Consider the following 18382-nt stretch of genomic DNA (forward strand, 5'->3'; position numbering starts at 1 on the left):
TGATACAAGAATACTCGCCTGATCTGACGGGGAAGGTAACTATAGCGTCAGCTTCGCCCCCCGGGTGGAGCCTTATAGCCGTTCCAGTTTGGGGCCGAGAGCGGACTGCCAGCTTCTGGCTTCGCAACCAGGATCTAGACGTTCAACCTGCTCGGCCACAGGTCGCGAATTGCCCCACGTAAGTCGTGCGGGGTCACGGCGGACTTGCTTGAGCGGGGTGGTCTTGCCGTGGGTGAGCGGCTCGCTCCGTACTCCAAAGGAGCATAGTCATCCGCTTCAGCGGTGCTCATCCCCTGCTTGTATGATATCTTTAGGGTTATCTTCCAGGCCGTTGGCGGGCGACAGGCTTCCATGGAACGCAAACTGGCTGCAATCCTCTCTGCCGATGTTGTCGGCTACAGCCGTCTGATGGGTGCCGACGAGGACGCCACGCTGGAGGCGCTCCGTTCGCATCGCGAGATCATTGACGCACTGATTGGAGCCCACCGAGGAAGGGTGTTCAACAGTGCCGGGGACAGTGTCGTCGCCGAATTCCCAAGTGCCGTTGAAGCGAGCCTTTGCGCCGTCCAAATCCAACAGGATATGGCCCAACGCAACGAGCGCGTCCCCTTGGATAAGCAGCTACAGTTTCGCATTGGCATCCACATCGGTGACGTCGTCTCCGAGGGCGGCAATTTGTTTGGCGATGGCGTCAATATAGCGGACCGTGTTCAGAAGCTTGCGGCGGCTGGCGGGATCTGTGTCTCGCGCAACGTTTACGATCAGCTTACGAGCAAGGTCAGTTTCAAATTGGAGTCTATGGGCGAGCATCGGGTTAAGAATATCGCATCGCCAATCTCTGTTTACCGCGTTCTCGTCGGCGACGCGGCCAAGCCGCGGCCGATCACCAGCCGGCTTTACGCACTGGCGCGAAGGTCCAGCCGCGTCGCCGCTATCGGCGCGGTGCTGTTGGCGGTCATTTCCAGTCTGGCGTTTTGGCAGTGGCAACGGAGTGGGCCGGCCCGGGACGGCTTTCCGTCCGTAGCGGTGCTGGCCTTCCAAAACTTCAGCGGCGACCCTGGGCTCGATTCATATGGCCGCGTCATCGCCGAGGACCTCACTACCGCAATGTCCCGATTTCCCGACATAACGGTGCTCTCACAAAACTCGAGCTTTGGCTTTGATGCTACCGACGTGACTCCGGGGCAGGACTTGAAGGTCGACTACATAGTTGAAGGCAGCGTGCAGAAGAAGGGGAGTGGGCTGGCCATCAATGCCCAGTTGACCGATGTTTCTACCGATGCCCACGTATGGGCAGAGCGGTACGACGGACGCGAAGCCTCCGACCTTCAGGACGGGGCCATTGGAAGGATCGCAAACGCGCTGGCGAGCGAAGGCGGAGCAATCAGGAGATACGAATACAAGCGGACCGAAGGCAAGGACAAAACCGACTTCAGCGAATACGACTACTTCCTCAGCGGTCACGAGATTTTCGCTCGGTTTGCAAGCATAGAAGAGCACGACCGCGCGGGAGCGATTTGGCGGGAAGGACTTGAGAAGTTCCCGACCTCCGGGCTGCTGCGCGTCTCGCTGGCTTGGTATCATTTCTTCCGCCCCTGGAATTTCAACACCGACAAAAGGGCGGCAGACTATCGGCGAGCCGGGGAACTCGCACGAGAAGCTCTTGCCGAACAGAATACGTCGCCGCGTGTCCAATGGAGCGGCCGCAAGCTCATGGCCTACATCCATTGGCTCGAAGGCAACTTCGAGCGGGCTGTTGCGGACGCCGAAGCCGCCGTTGCCCTCGCCCCCTACGATGCCGACACCTTATCCTTCCTGTCTCGGGTGCAGGCCGCGTCAGGCAACACGACCCGGGCCTTGGAATGGGTGCAAGAATCCGTGCGCATCGAGCCGACCGTCCAAAGGACCACACGCATATTGGCCTGGATTTACTACTTGACTGGCGAGTACGAGAAATCGGTAGAGGCCGCAAAAAAACATCAGGAACTGAGCCGCCAGTTCGGTGATGATGCCAGCTTTTACATGGTTACCAGCTATGTCCGCCTCGGCCGCATGGAGGATGCGCGGGGGGCGCTCAAGCAAGCGCTCGAGGCTGAACCGCAATGGAGCCAACTGAACGAACGGAATAATCATCTTGAAAGACCTTACAAGGATTCGGCTGTCTTCGAGCGCCAGCTCGAGGACCTCGCCGCTGCAGGACTGCCGGAACTACCATTTGGATATGATGGCGAGTTGGTAGATCGGCTGAATTCGGAGGAGATCAAGGCGATGACCTTCGGGCATACGCTCCGCGCAAAGGACATGCGGTCCGGCTCATCCTTCACGGACGTGATAGCCAGTAACGGGACGATCCAATCTTCGGGGGACTTTGGCCAGGATACCGCGACCATCCAGTATCTTGGCAACTCCTTGATCTGCTATCGCTGGAAAGACACGGGACCCAACTGTGCGGCCGTCTTCCGCAGCAGGAACGAAACATCGAAGGCGGCCGGCGAGTTCACTTTGGTCGACGCTTGGGGCGAATATCGGTATTCGATGGAAAAGTAGTCGGCTTGACGTGTCCCTGGAATGAGACCCTTGAGCCGCGTCTATCGAAGTAAAGCTGAGGTGCCAATTAGAGCGATTGCCGCTGAACCGGGACGTCTGCTTTGAGACCACGGAGAGTCTCGTTTCTACGACTGGCATGCGGCGCTAACCTGCCGCTCCGCTGCCCCACGGGCCATGGAAAGCGCCCGGCCCATCGATGCGTTCGAAGCCGTGCGCGCCGAAGAAATCGCGTTGCGCCTGGATCAGGTTCGAGGTGCCGCGGCCCTGGCGGTAGCTGTCGAAATAGGCAAGCGCCGACGACAGCGCCGGCACGGGTGAGCCGGCTTCCGACGCCCCTGCCACGATGCGCCGCAGCGATGGATGCGCTTCCTGCATCATTGCAATGAAAGCCGGCGCCATCAAAAGATTGGTGGCCGCCCCGCCGGTGCCGAAGGCTTCCGCCATCGTGTCCAGCAATTGCGAGCGGATGATGCAGCCTGCCCGCCAGATCTTGGCGATGGTCGGCATCGGCAGGTTCCAGTTGAATTCCTTCGACGCGCCGCTCATCACCGCGAAGCCTTGCGCATAGGCTGATATCTTGCCGGCGAACAGCGCCAGTTCGAGATCGCCAAGAAGCGCGTCCTTGTCTCCGGAAATGGTGGTCACGCCGCCTTTGCCATAGGCGTTTTCGGCGGCCAGCCGCTCGTCCTTGATCGACGACAGCACGCGCGCCGCCACCGCGGCCTCAATCGCGGTGGCCGGAATGCCGAGCTGCTGCGCTTCGATGACCGACCATTTGCCGGTGCCCTTCTGGCCGGCGCGGTCGAGGATGATATCGACCACCGGCTTGCCTGTCTTCGGATCGTCGGCGGCCAGCACCTTGGCGGTGATCTCGATCAGGTAGGAGTTGAGCCGGCCCTTGTTCCAGCCGGCAAACACCTGTGCGATCTCCTTCGGCCCCATGCCTAACCCGTCGCGCAAGATGCCGTAGATCTCGGCGATCATCTGCATGTCGGCATATTCGATGCCGTTATGGATGGTCTTGACGAAATGCCCGGCGCCATCGGTGCCAAGCCATGCGGCACAGGGCTCATCCCTGAACTTGGCCGAAATTGCGGTCAGCACCTTTTCGACGCGTTTCCAGGACTGTTCCGTGCCGCCGACCATGATCGACGGTCCATGGCGCGCGCCCTCCTCGCCACCGGACACGCCCATGCCGATGAAGGTGAGACCCGAATCGGAAAGCTCGGAGAAGCGCCGCATCGTGTCGCGAAAATTGGCGTTGCCGGCATCGATGACGATGTCGTTGGCCGACAGCACGCCGCGCAGTGCCGCGATCTGCTCATCGACCGGCTTGCCGGCCAGCACCATGATGATGATCGGTCGCGGCGGCCGGATGGCGGCGGCGAGTTCCTCCAGGCTGTAGCAGGGAACAACCATGTCCTTCAGCGCGCCGGCATTCTCGACGAAGGCGTCGGTACGTGCCGCGGTGCGGTTGAAAACGGCTATGCGGTGCCCCTTCTCGGCGATGTTGAGCGCCAGGTTGGAGCCCATCGTGCCGAGGCCGATCAGGCCGATTTCGGCTTTTTCCATCGTTTCTTCCCTGCTTTCGGATCTTTTGTTGAGGCGCGATTTGTAGCGGTGCCCATTCTTCTTGGGATGCCATTCTTGTCGAGATGCCAATCTTGCCGAAATGAATGACGGGCCTTCAAGGCCGCGTCAACCGCCTCGCCGAAATGTGTTGCGCAGACTGCCGGCTGGTCCTCAAGGCCTGATGTCGATCGGCGCCTCTATCTTCACGATCTCGAAATCCGAGACGAGAATATCGAGCCGTGCTGTCCATCGGCCGGGAACCGGGACGACGAGACCGTCGACGCGCCAGGTGCCGTCGCCTGGTTTTTTCGCCGCGCGCTTGATCGGCTCGATCCCGGCATCGGGTTTTGACAGCACCAGCGTCACTTGTTCAGCGTCGAGCGGGCCGAAATCTCCGGTCATGATGACGATCGAGGCGGCAACCGGCCCAACATGGCCGGGTGTGATGCTGAGGTGGGCCATCGCCTTCGGCGTGTGGATATGCACCGAAGCCGGCTGCGCCGCTGCGATCGCCAGGGCGCGTGGCGGCGGCGTGAAGCGCCAGCCGGCGGCAACGCCGAATATCGCCAGAACGATCAGCATCTCAATGCCGATCGAGCGGACCAGCCTCTTCTGTACTTCCGTCTCTCCCGCTTCCGCGGGACCGGTCAGCTTCCAGCGGTTGATGGCGGCCAGAATGAACAGAAACAACAGCAGCGCCAGCTTGACCAGCAGCAGCCGGCCATAGGCGGTCTCGAGCAAAGCTGCGGGCGCCTGTACCTGGATGACAGCCAGCACGAAGCCGGTGGCCGCAAGCACGGCCACGACAGGTAGGATCGCCTGGGAAAACCGATGCAGGAAAGGTGCGGCCTCGGCCGGCTTCCGCCTGATAGTGAGACCGAGCGGCGCAAGCGCCCCGGCCCAGAACGCGATGCCGGCGCCGTGCAGAAACACCATCGGCCTTGTCAGCCATTGCGGTTCGGCAGCACTTGCATGTCCGCTGGCGGCAAGGGCGGCGCCGACACCGGCCAGGCCGGCAAAGGCAAACAGCTTTGCGCCGCCGCGCGGCCCGACCAGCGACAGCAGGCCAAGCCCGAGCGCCACCAGCGCGACCAGCACTGTCCAGCCGAAGCTGGTGCCGAGCCCGGCCTGCCAGACGCCTGGCTGCGCCAGCCGGACGAACGGTGCGCCGAGCGCGTCCAGTCCCTGCAAGCCGAGCGATAACGGCGCCGCGACGAGGCCGCACAGGATCGCGGCGATGACGAAGCGCCGGCCGGAACGCCCGCCCTTCGCCAGCCAGGCGATGGCAAAGGCGCCGCCGACGCCGAGAAACAGGCCGAAACAGAGAAAGACCTTGCCGGTCCAGATTGCCGACCTCAGACCCCGGTCGACAGCTTCGGCGACGGCCGGCGCCGCACTCGGCGCGCCGATCGAAAACAGCACCGAGCCGCCAACCGGATGGCCATCGGCGGAGATCACCCGCCAGCTCAGCACATGCGTGCCGGATCCGAGCCGTTGCGGATTGTCGATGTCGAGCGTCTGGCCATTGAGCCGAAAGGATGTCAGCGGAACCGGCGTTCCATCGGGCCGCACCAAGGTCAGCATCAGCGGTGACACCGGCTCGCTGAAGGTCAGCGAGAACTGCGCGGGGCTCTGCGCCAGCACGGCGCCGTCCGTCGGCTCGGTTGTGACCAGCGCCGCGTGGGCGAAGGCCTGACCTGGCGCGGCAATGGCGGCAAGCAGCACGATCGCAGCCAGCAGGCAGATCGCAAATCGGCCGGTTGTGCAGACCGTTCGCAGCAGGGATGCAGCACTCATGTCACGGCACAAAACAGCGGCGCACTCTTTCGAACAAGGCGCGCCGCCAAAAAATCATAGCTTCGGCGCAAGCTTGAGGCCGGGCGCCGGATATTCCAGCGCGTCCTCATCCTGGCCGGCCGCTGGAATCTCGATCCAGCGTTCGGCGGCGCCGTCGCATTCCTGCACCACCGGGAAGTAGAGCGTTTGGCCTGCCGGCAGATCCGCCGCCAGTGTCCCGCGGAAGACGAATTCGTCGTAGAATTCGTCCGGCAGGCTGCCGCCGCTCCAGTTGACTTCCTTGACGCCGCTGGACACCTCTTGACCATGGAGCTGATGGGATTTCTCGTATCTGCCGTTCTTGACCTGCAGCGTCCAGCCGGCCTTCGGCATCGGCTTCACTGAAATCACTCCCTCCGGGATCTGCACGCGCACGGCGGTCGTCGCCTTGCCTTCACAGCCATGCGGCACGCGCAGGATGGCCTTGTAGGTCGAACCGACCGCCGCCTCCTGCGCTTCCAGCGTAATGTGGGCAAAGGCAGCACTGGTCCCCAGGACGAAAAACACGCCGGCCGACAGAAGATAATTGCTCATGATGGTTCCTCGAGTTTGAATTGTGCGGATCTGGCCGGATCAATTGGCATGGTCGTGCATGCCGCCCGTTTCGCCCATGCCTTCCACCGTGAACTCGACGGCCACCGTGCCAGCCTTTTCGAAGGTCAGCGCAGCGGAAAACTTCTCGCCTTGTTTGGGCTGACGCTTGAGGCCGATAAACATCAAGTGATAACCGCCGGGAGCTAGCGCGGCCTTGCCGCCGGCCGGGATTTCGAGGCCGCCGCTGACCGGGCGCATGGTCATGACGCCGTCCTTGACACCCATTTCGTGCAGTTCGGTCCTGTCCGACACATCGGAGGAGATCGACAGCAGCCGATCCGGCGAACTGCCGGTGTTGGTCACGGTGAAGTAGCCGCCGGCCACTTTGGCGCCCGGTGGCGTGGCGCGCGACCAGGGATGCACGATTTCGAGGTCGCCAACCCTGAACTCATGCGCGAAGACGGCCTGGGCGTTGACGAACAGCAGGGCGAGGAGGAGCACGGTGACGCCGAGTCGCTCCTCGAAGCTGCGCAGGAAGCGGCTGTTGCGGCCGAGCCGCACGCGAAAAGTGTGAGACATGATAGCTCCAGGACCTGAGAAATCGCGCCGTCGGCCAGTCGCGAACAGTTTCGATGTTGAACGAATTCGCCCGCGAAAAATTCCGCATGGCGAACCGGGACGGATCAGGCCGTCACCGGAGGCGCGCGCGGATTCGACGGAGAGCGGTCGCGGGCAAAGTCGAGATGCCTGAACGCCGGCAGCACAAACGCGACGGTTTCGACGGAAAAATTGCCGGACAGCGTGGCGGCAGCGGGCGGCGGCGCGTAGACAGCCGAAGCCATGCCGCAGCCAGGCATGCAGCAGGCCGGCATGTGCTGCTGGTGCGGATCGCCGCTTGGAAGCTGGGCCGCGCCCTCATGGGTGCAGATGACGTTGCCGAAAGCGTCGCGTTGCGAAGCATCCGGCCCGATGCCGAAGGCGAATGCGCCAAGCACCGACTGGAGCACGAGCAAATAGGCCGCGGCGAATGTCGCCGGCATGCTCCATCGTCTCTGCCGGATGTTCAAAGGCCTGCCTCCTCACGCAGCAACGGCAAGATATCTAGCACGGGGCCGGCGGTCGGAAAATCGCCAAATCACCACTGCGGCAACGCGGCGCTTTACGCGCGTTACGGTTGCTGGCCTTCTGGAATCGACGTCAGCAGCGTGTGCCGCGCGGACTTCAGATGCTTGCGGCAGGCGGCGTCGACCTTGCCGAGATCGCGCGATTTGAGCGCCGCGATATAGGCCAGGTGTTCCGCAACCGCCACTTCGTTGCGCTCGCGCTCCTGCGCCTTGTTCCACTGATAGTGGTAGTGGAAGATCATGGCGATGACGTCGTAGAAATCGACGATGAAGCGATTGTGCGACGCGCGGTGGATCAGCCGGTGAAAGCGCTCGTCGAGCTCCGAGAATTCGTTGAAGCGCATGGCGATCTCGCGCGCCAGCAGGCGATGCTCATCCTCCAGCAGGTCGAGGTCGGCCCACACCGGGCTGTCTTCCGGCAGCGCGGCGAAGGCGGCGGCCGAGCGCAGTTCGAACATCTCGCGGATTTCGGTCAGTTCCAGCGCAAAAGCGCGGGTAAAACCTTTCAGCACCCAATGGCTGTTGCGGCGCTTCTCGATCAGCCCGAAGCGGGAAAAGCGGATCAGGAACTCGCGCACGCTGGTGGTGCCAACGCCGATCTCGCGCGCCAGCTCGAGTTCGTTGATCTGCATGCCGGGCTCAGCACCGCCCGCAAGCAGCCGCCGCATGAAGGAGCGCTCGATGATCTGCGACAGCGTGTCGGTTTCTTCCTCGGGAAAAAAGTCGTCCGGCCGCGGCACGCGCAAAACCGTCTTGCTGCGCTTGTTCCAGGCGATCAGCCCGGTCTCTTCCATGCGCGCAAGGATGGTGCGGATCGTCGTGCGGCTGACGCCAAGCAGGGTGCCCAACTCGGGCTCCGACGGCAGGCTTTTCGTTTCGTCGAGCAGCCGCAAACCGCGATTGTAGGCGTCCTTATAGACGTTGTTGCTCTTCGACATCCCCTGCCCCGTTGCGCGCCGGCGCTTGCGGCGGCCGGCTTGAAGCGCGATATGCAGATGCTTCTGGCGCAGGCTCCCGGGAAGCGGAATCGCTTTTCGGAAGTCAGGCCTGGTTCCAGCGTCCGGTCCTCTGCGCATCCGCAAGAACGCGCGGCTTCGTCACGAAAAAACAATTGACGCAAAACTGTTTTTTCACGATAAAAGACATTAACTGTTAACAGGCGCGTGTCAATCGCTTGCCGATCCCAGGAACACCCAGGAAATTGCCCGTGAACACCGCAAACAGCATTCTTCTGTCCCCCGCCGACAATGTCGCGGTCGCCAACGGCCGCATCGAGATCGGCGCGGTGCTGCCGGGCGGCGCCGTTGCCACGGCGCTGATCGAACCCGGCCACAAGGTGGCGATCAAGCCGATTGCCGCCGGCGAGGCCGTGGTCAAATACGCCCAGGCGATCGGCCGCGCCACTGAAGCCATTGCGCCCGGCGAGCATGTCCATTCGCACAATCTGGTCTTCGAATCCGGGCGTTTGCCGGTGGTGCCGCCGAGCGAGGCCGTGCACGCCACAGAGGCCGATCGCGCCCGCACCTTCATGGGCTACCGCCGCGCCGACGGCCGTGCCGGCACGCGCAACTTCATCGGCGTTCTCGCCAGCGTCAATTGCTCGGCCACCGTTTGCCACGCCATCGCCGACGAGGCGAACCGGACGCTGCTGCCCAGATATCCGGGGATCGACGGCTTCGTTCCCATCGTTCACGGCCAGGGCTGCGGCATGAGCGCCACCGGCGACGGCATGATGGTGCTGCACCGCACGCTGGCCGGCTATGCTCGTCACCCGAATTTTGGCGGTGTGCTGATGGTCGGTCTCGGCTGCGAGGTCAACCAGCTCACCCTCTATGGCCAGAAGGGCGTCGCCGCGGGAAAGCGCCATTTCAACATCCAGGAAGCCGGCGGCTCGCGCAAATCTGTCGAGAAGGCGTTGGTCGTGCTGGCCGAGATATCAGAGGAGGTCGGCAAGCTTGAGCGTGAGCCGATCCCGGTCAGCGAGATCGTCGTCGGCCTGCAATGCGGCGGCTCCGACGGCATGTCCGGTATCACCGCCAATCCGGCGCTGGGCGCCGCCGTCGACATCCTGGCCGGCGTCGGCGGCATCGGCATCCTTTCCGAGACGACGGAAATCTACGGCGCCGAGCATCTGCTCGCCTATCGCGCGGCGACCCCGGAGATCGCCGCCAAGCTCGATGGCTATGTAAAGTGGTGGGAAGATCATGTCGCCAAGCATGGCGCCTCCATCGACAACAATCCGTCACCCGGCAACAAGCGCGGCGGCCTGACCACCATTTTGGAGAAGTCGCTTGGCGCCGTCGCCAAGGGCGGCCAAACGCCGCTCAACGGCGTCTTCGGCTATGCCGAGAAGGTCAGCGGCCACGGCTTGGTGTTCATGGACACGCCCGGCTACGACCCGGTTTCCGCCACCGGCCAGGTGGCTGGCGGCGCCAACGTCATCGTCTTCACCACCGGCCGCGGTTCCTGCTTCGGCTGCCGGCCGACACCGTCGATCAAGGTCGCCAGCAACTCGACCATGTACCACACGATGGAAGAGGACATGGACGTGAATTGCGGCGTCATCGCCTCGGGCGAAAAGACCATTGCCGGCATGGGCCGCGAGATTTTCGAGCTGATCGTCGAGACGGCCTCCGGCCGCAAGACCAAGAGCGAGGAGTTCGGCTACGGCGACAACGAGTTCGTGCCGTGGCACCTCGGAGCGACCCTCTAGAACAGCCACCAACTGACTTAAGACATGGACGGGGCCGGCAAATGGCCGGTGGGAGGCTTTGCATGAAGAAACGCCGTGTCGGCAGCACCGCGCTGGAAATAACCGAGGTCAGCTTCGGCGGCGCGGCGGTCGGCGGGCTCTACCGAGCCTGCCCACGCGAGACGGCGATGCAGACGCTGCAGGTCGCCTGGGATGCCGGCGTGCGCTATTTCGATACCGCGCCCTTCTACGGCTTCGGCCTTTCGGAACGCCGCTTCGGCGATTTCCTGCGCGACAAGCCGCGGGACTCCTACATGCTGTCGACCAAGGTCGGGCGCCTGTTGCGGCCGGTGCCGGAAGACCGGATTCCGGATCATTCCTATGTCGATCCGCTGCCCTTTGCGGTCGACTACGACTATTCCTACGACGGTATCATGCGCTCCGTCGAGTTCAGCTATGCGCGGCTTGGCCTCAATCGAATCGACGTCCTGTTCGTCCACGACATCGGCGTCTATACGCATGGCGTCGAGAAAACGAAGCTGCATTTCCGCCAGTTGATGGATGGCGGGCTGAAGGCGTTGGAAGAGCTGAAGTCGCACAAGGTCATTTCCGCCTACGGCCTTGGCGTCAACGAGGTGCAGATCTGTCTCGATGTGCTGCGCCAGGCGCCGCTCGACTGCATCCTGCTCGCCAGCCGCTATTCGCTGCTCGACCGCACCGCCGAAGCCGAATTGCTGCCGCTTTGCCGGCAACGGCAGATCTCGCTGATCATCGGTGGCGTCTTCAACTCGGGCATCCTGGCGACCGGCCCGGTGCCGGGTGCGCATTTCGACTACCTGCCGGCCACCGAGGACATTCTCGACCGCGTCGGCGCCATGGAAAAAATCGCCGCTGAGGGCGGCTATCCGCTTGCCGCGGCGGCATTCCAGTTCCCGCTGCACGAGCCTGTGGTGGCTTCTGTGCTGACGGGCACCGCCAAGCCGGCCAATCTGGAACGAAATCTGCAACTGCTCGACATCCAGGTGCCCGAAACAGAATTCGCCAAATATGATCCCTACACGGTCGTTCAGAAGCTCGGCTGATGCGCTGCGGCCTTCGCCGGTTGAACGGCGGACGGTGCGATCAGGAGGCGCCCCACCTTACGCCTCAAAAAAGAATGAATATTCTATCTTGACCGGAAGATGGAATTAATATTCCATACCTTTTCGGGAGGGGGTTTGGCAATGAGGATCGGCACTCCCTTCCGGTCGGGGCATACGCAGGACGATACGAAACACCGCTTGCGTCGACCCAACCTATGCACTATCAAAATGCGGTAAATGTTTTTTATTGATAAAGTTCCGTTTGGCCAGCGCCTATCCAAACCGAGCTTCCGCTACGTTCACCAGGCGACCTAGGGAGGAAGTCTAAATGAAATTCGTGACCAGCATTCTCAACCGCCGCGTATTCGTGGCGCTCGCCGCCGCCTCGATGCTTGCCGGCGTGATGCATTCGGCGCCGGCTTCGGCGGCGGACGTAACCATTCCGATCATCGTCAAGGACACCACCTCTTTTTACTGGCAGATCGTGCTGGCCGGCGCCCGCAAGGCCGGCAAGGACCTCGGCGTCAACGTGCCGGAACTCGGCGCCCAGGCGGAGACCGACGTCAACGGCCAGATCTCGATCCTTGAAAACGCCGTCGCCGGCAACCCGGCTGCCGTGGTCATCGCACCAACCGAGGCCAAGGCGCTCGGCAAGCCGATCGACGAGGCAGCCACCAACGTCAAGATCATCGGCATCGATTCCGGCGCCGACTCCAAGGCCTTCACCTCGTTCCTGACCACCGACAATATCCAGGGCGGCCGCGTCGCCGCTGACGGGCTGGCGGCCGCGATCGGCGAAGCCAATGGCGGCAAAATCGAGGGCGACGTCGCCCTGATCACCGCGCTTCCGGGTGCCGGCTCGCTCGAGCAGCGCGCCCAGGGCTTCAAGGAACAGCTTGCCGCCAAATATCCCGGCCTCAAGCTCATTGCCGACAAATACGCCGACGGCCAGGCCACCACCGGCCTCAACATCGCAACCGACCTGATCACCGCCAACCCGAACCTCAAGGGCATCTTCGCCTCCAACCTGATCATGGCGCAGGGCGTCGGTCAGGCGATCGCCGAGAACAGCCTTGCCGGCAAGGTCGGGCTGATCGGTTTCGACAGCGACGAGAAGCTGGTCAAGTTCCTCAATGACGGCGTCATTTCCGGCCTCGTCGTCCAGGATCCGTACCGGATGGGCTATGACGGCATCAAGACGGCGCTCGCTGCCTCGAAGGGCGAGAAGGTCGAGGCCAATGTCGACACCGGCGCCAACCTCGTCACCAAGGCTAACATGAAAGATCCGAAGATCGACGCGCTGCTCAATCCGAAGCTCGACTGAGCACCGGCATTGGCACACCGTTTCCGGGGCTTTTTGCCCCGGAAACGACCTACACGCGTGCCACTCGTGAGGCCGATCTGGGAGGCCAATCTGGGAGGCCAATTGGGAGGAACGTCATGACGTCGACGGCGCAGGAACTGCATCCCGCCCCAACGCTGGAACCGGGCAGGACGATCCTCGAACTCAAGGGACTGGAGAAGCGATATCCCGGCACGCACGCGCTGAAGCCGGTTGACCTCGCCTTCAAGGCCAGCGAAATCCACGCCATTGTCGGCGAGAACGGTGCCGGCAAATCCACCCTGATCAAGCTTTTGACCGGCGTCATGCCGCGCACCTCCGGCGACGTCATCTGGGAGGGCAAGCCGGCAGCGCTGGCGACGCCGCATGAGGCGATGGCGCTCGGCATCAATGCCGTGCACCAGGAGGTCGTTCTGTGCCGCCATCTCACTGTCGCGGCCAACATGTTCCTCGGCGAGGAGGATTCCCGCTTCGGCATACTGCAGCAGCGGGCCATGGTCAGGGAAGCGCAGAAGATCATCGACGATCTCGGCTTCGATCTGCCGGCGCATGTCGTGCTGGGTGACCTGACCATAGGCCAGCAGCAGCTGATCGCCGCCGCCCGCGCCACCGTGCGCGGCACCAAGTTCCTGATCTTCGACGAACCGACTGCCTATCTCACCCGCAAGGAAGCCGACCAGCTGTTCACGCTGATCCGCCGGCTGAAGGGCGAAGGCGTCACCATCATCTACATCAGCCACCGCATGGAAGAGGTATTCGAGCTCGCCGACCGCGTCTCGGTGCTGCGCGACGGCACGCTTGTCGGCACCAGGAACATCGCCGAGACCAACGACGCCGAGCTGGTCAAGATGATGATCAACCGCTCGATCGAGCAAGTCTATCACAAGGAGCATTTTACCCCGGGCGCGACGCTGCTCGAAGCCCGAAATCTTTCCGGCAAGGGCTTCGAAAATGTCTCGATGACGGTCCGTGCCGGCGAAATCGTCGGGCTCTACGGCCTGATCGGCGCCGGGCGCAGCGAGTTCGTCACCACGCTCTACGGCCGTCACCGCAAGTCGGCCGGCCAGATCCTCTGGGAGGGCAAGGAGGTTCAGGTCAACTCCGAGCATGACGCTATCAGGCTCGGCATGGCGCTGGCGCCGGAAAGCCGCCGCGACCAGGGCCTCTGCCTCAACCTGCCGGTCGGCCTCAATCTCAATCTGCCGATCTACAAGCGCATCTCCAGCAATCTGCTGATCTCCAGCGCACAGGAGAAGACCGAGGCGGATCGCCAGATCGCCAATCTCAGGATCAAGACGCCGACGCGTCACGCCCTCGCCTCCAGCCTGTCCGGCGGCAACCAGCAGAAGATCGTCATCGGCAAATGGCTGGCGCACGGCGCCAAGCTGTTCATCTTCGACGAGCCGACAGTCGGCGTCGATGTCGGCACCAAGGCCGAGATCTACCGCCTGTTCAGTGCGCTTTTGTCCAAGGGCGCCGGCATCATCCTGATCTCGTCCTATCTGCCCGAGGTCTATGAACTGGCCGACACGCTGCATGTGTTCCGGCGCGGCAAGCTGGTGGCCACTCATGGTTTCCACACTGCCGACCATGAGGAGATCCTCACCCAGGCGCTGGCCGAGAAACAAGAAAAACCGGGAGGACAGATATGAGCACCGAGGCGATCGCGGCCGAAAGGCCGAAACGCAACTACAACGCGCTGTTCGGGCTGACGCTGCTGGCGCTGCTGGTGCTGTTGTGGGTCATCCTGTCGGTGGCGACGCCGAGCTTCGCCTCCGCCAACAACATCTCGAACCTGCTGCGGCAAGGTTCGATGATCGCCATCCTGGCGGTCGGCCAGACCTTCGTCATCATCACCGGCGGTATCGACCTTTCCGTCGGCGCCGTGGTTGGCTTCGCCACCGTCATCGTTGCGATGCTGATCAATGCCGGCGTGCCGATTTACCTCGCCATCCTGATCACCTTGCTGGTTGGCGTCGCCATCGGCCTGTTCCACGGCTTCGGCATCGTCAAGATGGGCCTGCCGCCCTTCATCATCACGCTGGCGACGCTGACCTCGCTGCGCGGCATCGGCCTTTTGATGACCAATGGCAACTCGATCTCGATCAACAACGACGCCTTCCAGCTGTTTTCGCGCAGCTCGTTCCTCGGCGTCCCCAATCTGTTCTGGATGGTGATCCTGGTCGGCATCCCCGCCTACATCTTCCTGCATCACAGCCGCTGGGGCCGGTATCTGTTCTCGGTCGGCTCCAACGCCGAGGCCTCGCGTCTGTCCGGCGTCAACGTCCAGCGCACCATCTACATGGCCTATACGCTGTCTGGCCTCTGCGCGGCTTTTGTCGGCGTGCTGCTTGCCTCGCGCATCGGCATCGGCAATCCGACGCAGGCCGAGGGCTGGGAGTTGCAGGCGATCGCCTCGTCGGTGATCGGCGGCACTTCGCTGTTCGGCGCCGTCGGCTCGGTGCACGGACCGCTGCTCGGCGCCTTCATCCTCGCCACTATCAACAACGGCGCCAATCTCTTGAACGTCAATGCCTTCTGGCAGCGCATCATTACCGGCGTGCTGATCATCGTCATCGTCTATTTCGACGGCCTGCGCCGCCGCGGCAAATAGACCATCTTAACAACCGCCGGCCCGGCGATCGGGCCGGCGGCGCCATGAACCGACTGGATCAAAGCATGAAAGCCGTCATCTGCCGTTCGCCCGGCGATCTTGTTGTGGAAGACCGCCTGGCGCCGGGCACACCACCGCCGGGCTGGGCGTTGGTCGCGGTCAGTCATGTCGGCATCTGCGGCACCGACTATCACATCTTCGAGGGCAAGCATCCGTTCCTCGCCTATCCCCGCATCATGGGTCACGAGGTCTCCGGCACCGTGATCGAGGCCGGCGAAGGCGTCGACCTGCCGGTGGGCGAGCCGGTGATCATCAACCCGTATCTCGCTTGCGGCAAATGCAGCGCCTGCCGCCTAGGCAAGCCGAATTGCTGCGTCAGGATCGAGGTGCTCGGCGTCCACCGCGACGGCGCCATGTGCGAACGGATCCTGGTGCCGGCGCAAAATCTTTATCCGGCCAACGGCCTGTCGCTGGCCGATGCCGCCGCCGTCGAATTCCTGGCGATCGGGGCGCATGCCGTGCGGCGCTCGCTGGCTGATCCCGGCGCGCGCACGCTGGTCATCGGTGCCGGGCCGATCGGCCTCGGCACGGCGCTGTTTGCCCGCATCGCCGGTCTCGACGTGACGCTGCTCGACATGAGCGCGGAAAGGCTTGGCTTCGCCGCAAGCGAACTCGGCTTCGCCACCCTCGACGCATCACGGCAGTCTGCGACCGATCTGGTTCGCGAGGCGACCAACGGCGAAGGTTTTGACGTGATTTTCGATGCCACCGGCAACACTCAGTCCGTCCAGTCAGCCTTCGCCCATGTCGCGCATGGCGGGACGCTGGTCCTGGTCAGCGTCGTCAAGGACGACATCGTCTTTTCCGATCCTGAATTCCACAAGCGCGAGATGACGCTGATCGGCAGCCGCAACGCTCTGCGCGTCGACTTCGACCATGTCGCCGCCTCGATCCGCGATGGTGCTGTGCCGCTGGCAAAGCTCGTCACCCATCGCACGACGCTTGGCGACACGCCGCGCGACCTCGCCCGCTGGGCGCATGAGAAATCCGGCCTGATCAAGGCCGTCATCCAGGTCGGATGAACCGGACTTTAAAGCGCCGATATCTTGAGCTCGACCCGCTCAGCCGGAAACCGGGTTTCGGCAAACTGGATCGGCTGGCCGTCCGGCGTGACGTTGACGGCGACCGTGACCAGCACGATGGCGCCGGGCTGCAGATTAAGATCGGCAAGGTCGGCGGCGTCCGCGTGGCGGGCCGACAACACCGTCGATTGTCTGAGATAGTCACCGATGCCGAAACGCCGGAATGAGGCGGTCACCGATCCGGTTTCGGCCATGGCGGCATCGATGCCGGCGAAGCGAGCCGCGTCGAACCAGCCGGTCGCACGCGAGACCGGTTGCCCATCGGCTTCGCCGCGTGTCTCGAGGCGTATGACAGTCGAACCCCTGGCAAGCCCCAGCCCTTCGGCGACGCGCCGGCTGGCCGGCTCGACCGCCGATTCGAGCAGCACGCTGCGGCGCTCCGACGCCTGCCCTTGCAAGCCCTCCGAAAAACGGGTGCGGGCGCCGATCGGATAGGACAGGCGCTTGCGCGACAGCACGAAGGTGCCGCGCCCCTGTTCGGCCCTGAGCACGCCATCCTGCACCAGTGCGGCGATGGCGCTGCGCACCGTATGGCGGTTGACGCCATAGCGCTGGGCCAGTGCAACTTCCGGTGGCAATGCAGCATTCTCGGCAAAGTCGCCGACGGCGATCGACTGCAGGATCTGGTCGGCGATCTGCCGCCACAGCGAGACGCCGCTGCGCCGCTCCAAGCTGCTGGCCATCTGCTGACCGATCATTTCTTTGCCCCGATCTTTTCGCGCTGTCATCCGTCCGTCATGGACACGCTTTAGAAAATAGATATAATTTGTATAATTGTCCATATCAATGGACGAATTTTCGATGCAAGGGAATGTCAACCATGCGAGGACAGGAAGCGCGCGATCAGCAGCTTGAGCGCAAGGCCGTCATGGCGACGTTGGCGCAATCGACCGGCGACGATATCGTCCGCCTCTGGAACGAAGCCGGCCTGCCTTCGGAAGCAGAACTCCTGCGCGGCCCTGAAACCGGCCTGGTCACCGTGCGTGGCCGCATCGGCGGCGGCGGCGCACCATTCAACGTCGGCGAGGCGACGGTCACCCGCGCGACTGTGCGGCTTGCCTCGGGAGAAGTCGGCCACTGCTATGCGCTCGGCCGTGACAAGCAGAAAGCAAAACTGGCGGCGATCGCCGACGCGCTCTGGCAGGATCCCACCCGCCGCAACGAGGTCGAGAGCAAACTCATTGCGCCGCTGCAGGCCGCACTGGCCAGCCGACGTGAGCGGCGGCGCGCCGAGACGGCGGCAACGAAGGTCGATTTCTTCACCATGGTACGCGGAGAAGACTGATGGACATCGCAACGCAAGCGATCGAGGGCGGCTTTGCCAATCCGGTGTTCGACGCCCAGACAGTGTTCCGCGCCGTGATGGACGCAATGGCGCGGCCGGGCACCCTGCAGCCTCTGCCGGTCTTTGCCCGCCCACCGGCGCCGCTGTCGGCCACCGCGGGCGCCATCGCGCTGGCGCTGTGCGACAACGACACGCCGCTCTGGCTCGACCTCGTTCTGCAGGCCCCAGCAGCGATGAAATCCTGGCTCGGCTTCCACACCGGCGCGCCACTGGCCCACACGCCAGCCGATGCGCATTTCGCGCTGATCGCCACGCCGGCCGAGATGATGGCGCTCGACGGCTTTTCACAAGGCACCCAGGACTATCCCGACCGCTCGACGACGCTGATCCTGCAGGTCAGCGATCTCGTCTCAGGCGCGCCGCTGCTGCTCGAAGGTCCTGGCATCGAAACAACCGCGACAATCGCGCCGGCGCAGATGCCGCGCCACTTCGTCGAACAATGGAAGCAGAACAATCAGCGTTTCCCCCGTGGTGTCGACCTTATCCTCGCCACCCCGGAAGGCGTTGCCTGCCTGCCGCGTACGACGCGCATCAAGACGATGGAGGCGTGAT

At 63.2% G+C, this 18382-nt stretch carries 16 protein-coding genes; 9 read left to right on the forward strand and 7 right to left on the reverse strand.

Features of this window, described 5'->3' with window-relative positions; genetic code table 11:
* Nucleotides 1-351 precede the first annotated feature (351 nt).
* Entirely contained in the window at nucleotides 352-2547 is a 2196-nt protein-coding gene (locus AC0L2M_RS17205) for an adenylate/guanylate cyclase domain-containing protein (protein WP_473535445.1), read from the forward strand.
* Between the two features lie 144 nt (nucleotides 2548-2691).
* Here the strand turns inward: AC0L2M_RS17205 and gndA are convergent, their stop codons facing one another.
* The 6 genes from gndA to AC0L2M_RS17235 all read right to left on the reverse strand — a co-directional run bounded on the left by gndA (nucleotide 2692) and on the right by AC0L2M_RS17235 (nucleotide 8551).
* Nucleotides 2692-4119: an NADP-dependent phosphogluconate dehydrogenase gene (gene gndA / locus AC0L2M_RS17210; protein ID WP_128169650.1), complete on the reverse strand. Its 1428-nt coding sequence runs from the start codon at nucleotides 4117-4119 to the stop codon at nucleotides 2692-2694.
* Between the two features lie 171 nt (nucleotides 4120-4290).
* Nucleotides 4291-5916, reverse strand: coding sequence for a copper resistance CopC/CopD family protein (locus AC0L2M_RS17215; RefSeq protein ID WP_128169649.1), 1626 nt, complete (start codon nucleotides 5914-5916; stop codon nucleotides 4291-4293).
* A 54-nt stretch (nucleotides 5917-5970) separates the two neighbouring features.
* The gene (locus AC0L2M_RS17220) at nucleotides 5971-6489 is read right to left on the reverse strand and encodes a YcnI family copper-binding membrane protein (protein WP_473535446.1); all 519 of its coding nucleotides are present in this window, start codon (nucleotides 6487-6489) and stop codon (nucleotides 5971-5973) included.
* A gap of 39 nt (nucleotides 6490-6528) precedes the next feature.
* Nucleotides 6529-7068 carry a copper chaperone PCu(A)C gene (locus tag AC0L2M_RS17225; RefSeq protein WP_128169647.1) on the reverse strand — a complete coding sequence of 180 codons (540 nt, stop codon included), beginning with the start codon at nucleotides 7066-7068 and terminating at the stop codon, nucleotides 6529-6531.
* A gap of 104 nt (nucleotides 7069-7172) precedes the next feature.
* Nucleotides 7173-7529, reverse strand: coding sequence for a DUF2946 family protein (locus AC0L2M_RS17230; protein ID WP_128169646.1), 357 nt, complete (start codon nucleotides 7527-7529; stop codon nucleotides 7173-7175).
* Nucleotides 7530-7657: 128 nt separating this feature from the next.
* Complete coding sequence (locus AC0L2M_RS17235; RefSeq protein ID WP_128169645.1) at nucleotides 7658-8551, reverse strand: GntR family transcriptional regulator; 894 nt, start codon at nucleotides 8549-8551, stop codon at nucleotides 7658-7660.
* Between the two features lie 269 nt (nucleotides 8552-8820).
* Here AC0L2M_RS17235 and AC0L2M_RS17240 point away from each other — a divergent pair, with 269 nt between their 5' ends.
* The 6 genes from AC0L2M_RS17240 to AC0L2M_RS17265 all read left to right on the forward strand — a co-directional run bounded on the left by AC0L2M_RS17240 (nucleotide 8821) and on the right by AC0L2M_RS17265 (nucleotide 16425).
* A complete protein-coding gene (locus tag AC0L2M_RS17240; protein ID WP_128169644.1) occupies nucleotides 8821-10326 on the forward strand; it encodes a UxaA family hydrolase in 1506 nt (501 codons plus the stop codon).
* 62 nt (nucleotides 10327-10388) lie between these two features.
* Complete coding sequence (locus tag AC0L2M_RS17245) at nucleotides 10389-11387, forward strand: aldo/keto reductase (RefSeq protein WP_128169643.1); 999 nt, start codon at nucleotides 10389-10391, stop codon at nucleotides 11385-11387.
* A gap of 328 nt (nucleotides 11388-11715) precedes the next feature.
* A complete protein-coding gene (locus tag AC0L2M_RS17250) occupies nucleotides 11716-12711 on the forward strand; it encodes an ABC transporter substrate-binding protein (RefSeq protein ID WP_023797365.1) in 996 nt (331 codons plus the stop codon).
* Nucleotides 12712-12827: 116 nt separating this feature from the next.
* Nucleotides 12828-14381 carry a sugar ABC transporter ATP-binding protein gene (locus AC0L2M_RS17255; protein ID WP_128169642.1) on the forward strand — a complete coding sequence of 518 codons (1554 nt, stop codon included), beginning with the start codon at nucleotides 12828-12830 and terminating at the stop codon, nucleotides 14379-14381.
* Complete coding sequence (locus tag AC0L2M_RS17260) at nucleotides 14378-15343, forward strand: ABC transporter permease (RefSeq protein WP_091595434.1); 966 nt, start codon at nucleotides 14378-14380, stop codon at nucleotides 15341-15343. The genes AC0L2M_RS17255 and AC0L2M_RS17260 overlap by 4 nt, the downstream gene beginning before the upstream one ends.
* 65 nt (nucleotides 15344-15408) lie before the next feature.
* A complete protein-coding gene (locus tag AC0L2M_RS17265; protein WP_473535447.1) occupies nucleotides 15409-16425 on the forward strand; it encodes a zinc-binding alcohol dehydrogenase family protein in 1017 nt (338 codons plus the stop codon).
* 8 nt (nucleotides 16426-16433) lie between these two features.
* On the opposite strand, the gene phnF is transcribed toward AC0L2M_RS17265, so the two are convergent.
* On the reverse strand, nucleotides 16434-17183 hold the full coding sequence (gene phnF, locus AC0L2M_RS17270) for a phosphonate metabolism transcriptional regulator PhnF (protein ID WP_473535448.1): 750 nt from the start codon (nucleotides 17181-17183) through the stop codon (nucleotides 16434-16436).
* Nucleotides 17184-17305: 122 nt separating this feature from the next.
* Between phnF and phnG the strand changes: the two genes are divergently transcribed.
* Nucleotides 17306-17770 carry a phosphonate C-P lyase system protein PhnG gene (phnG, locus tag AC0L2M_RS17275; protein WP_128169639.1) on the forward strand — a complete coding sequence of 155 codons (465 nt, stop codon included), beginning with the start codon at nucleotides 17306-17308 and terminating at the stop codon, nucleotides 17768-17770.
* Nucleotides 17770-18381 (forward strand): phosphonate C-P lyase system protein PhnH, encoded by a 612-nt coding sequence (phnH, locus tag AC0L2M_RS17280; RefSeq protein ID WP_473535449.1) that lies wholly within the window; start codon nucleotides 17770-17772, stop codon nucleotides 18379-18381. Before phnG ends, phnH begins: the two co-directional genes overlap by 1 nt.
* The last annotated feature ends 1 nt before the right edge of the window (nucleotide 18382 follow it).

Source organism: Mesorhizobium sp. WSM4806 (assembly GCF_055811635.1).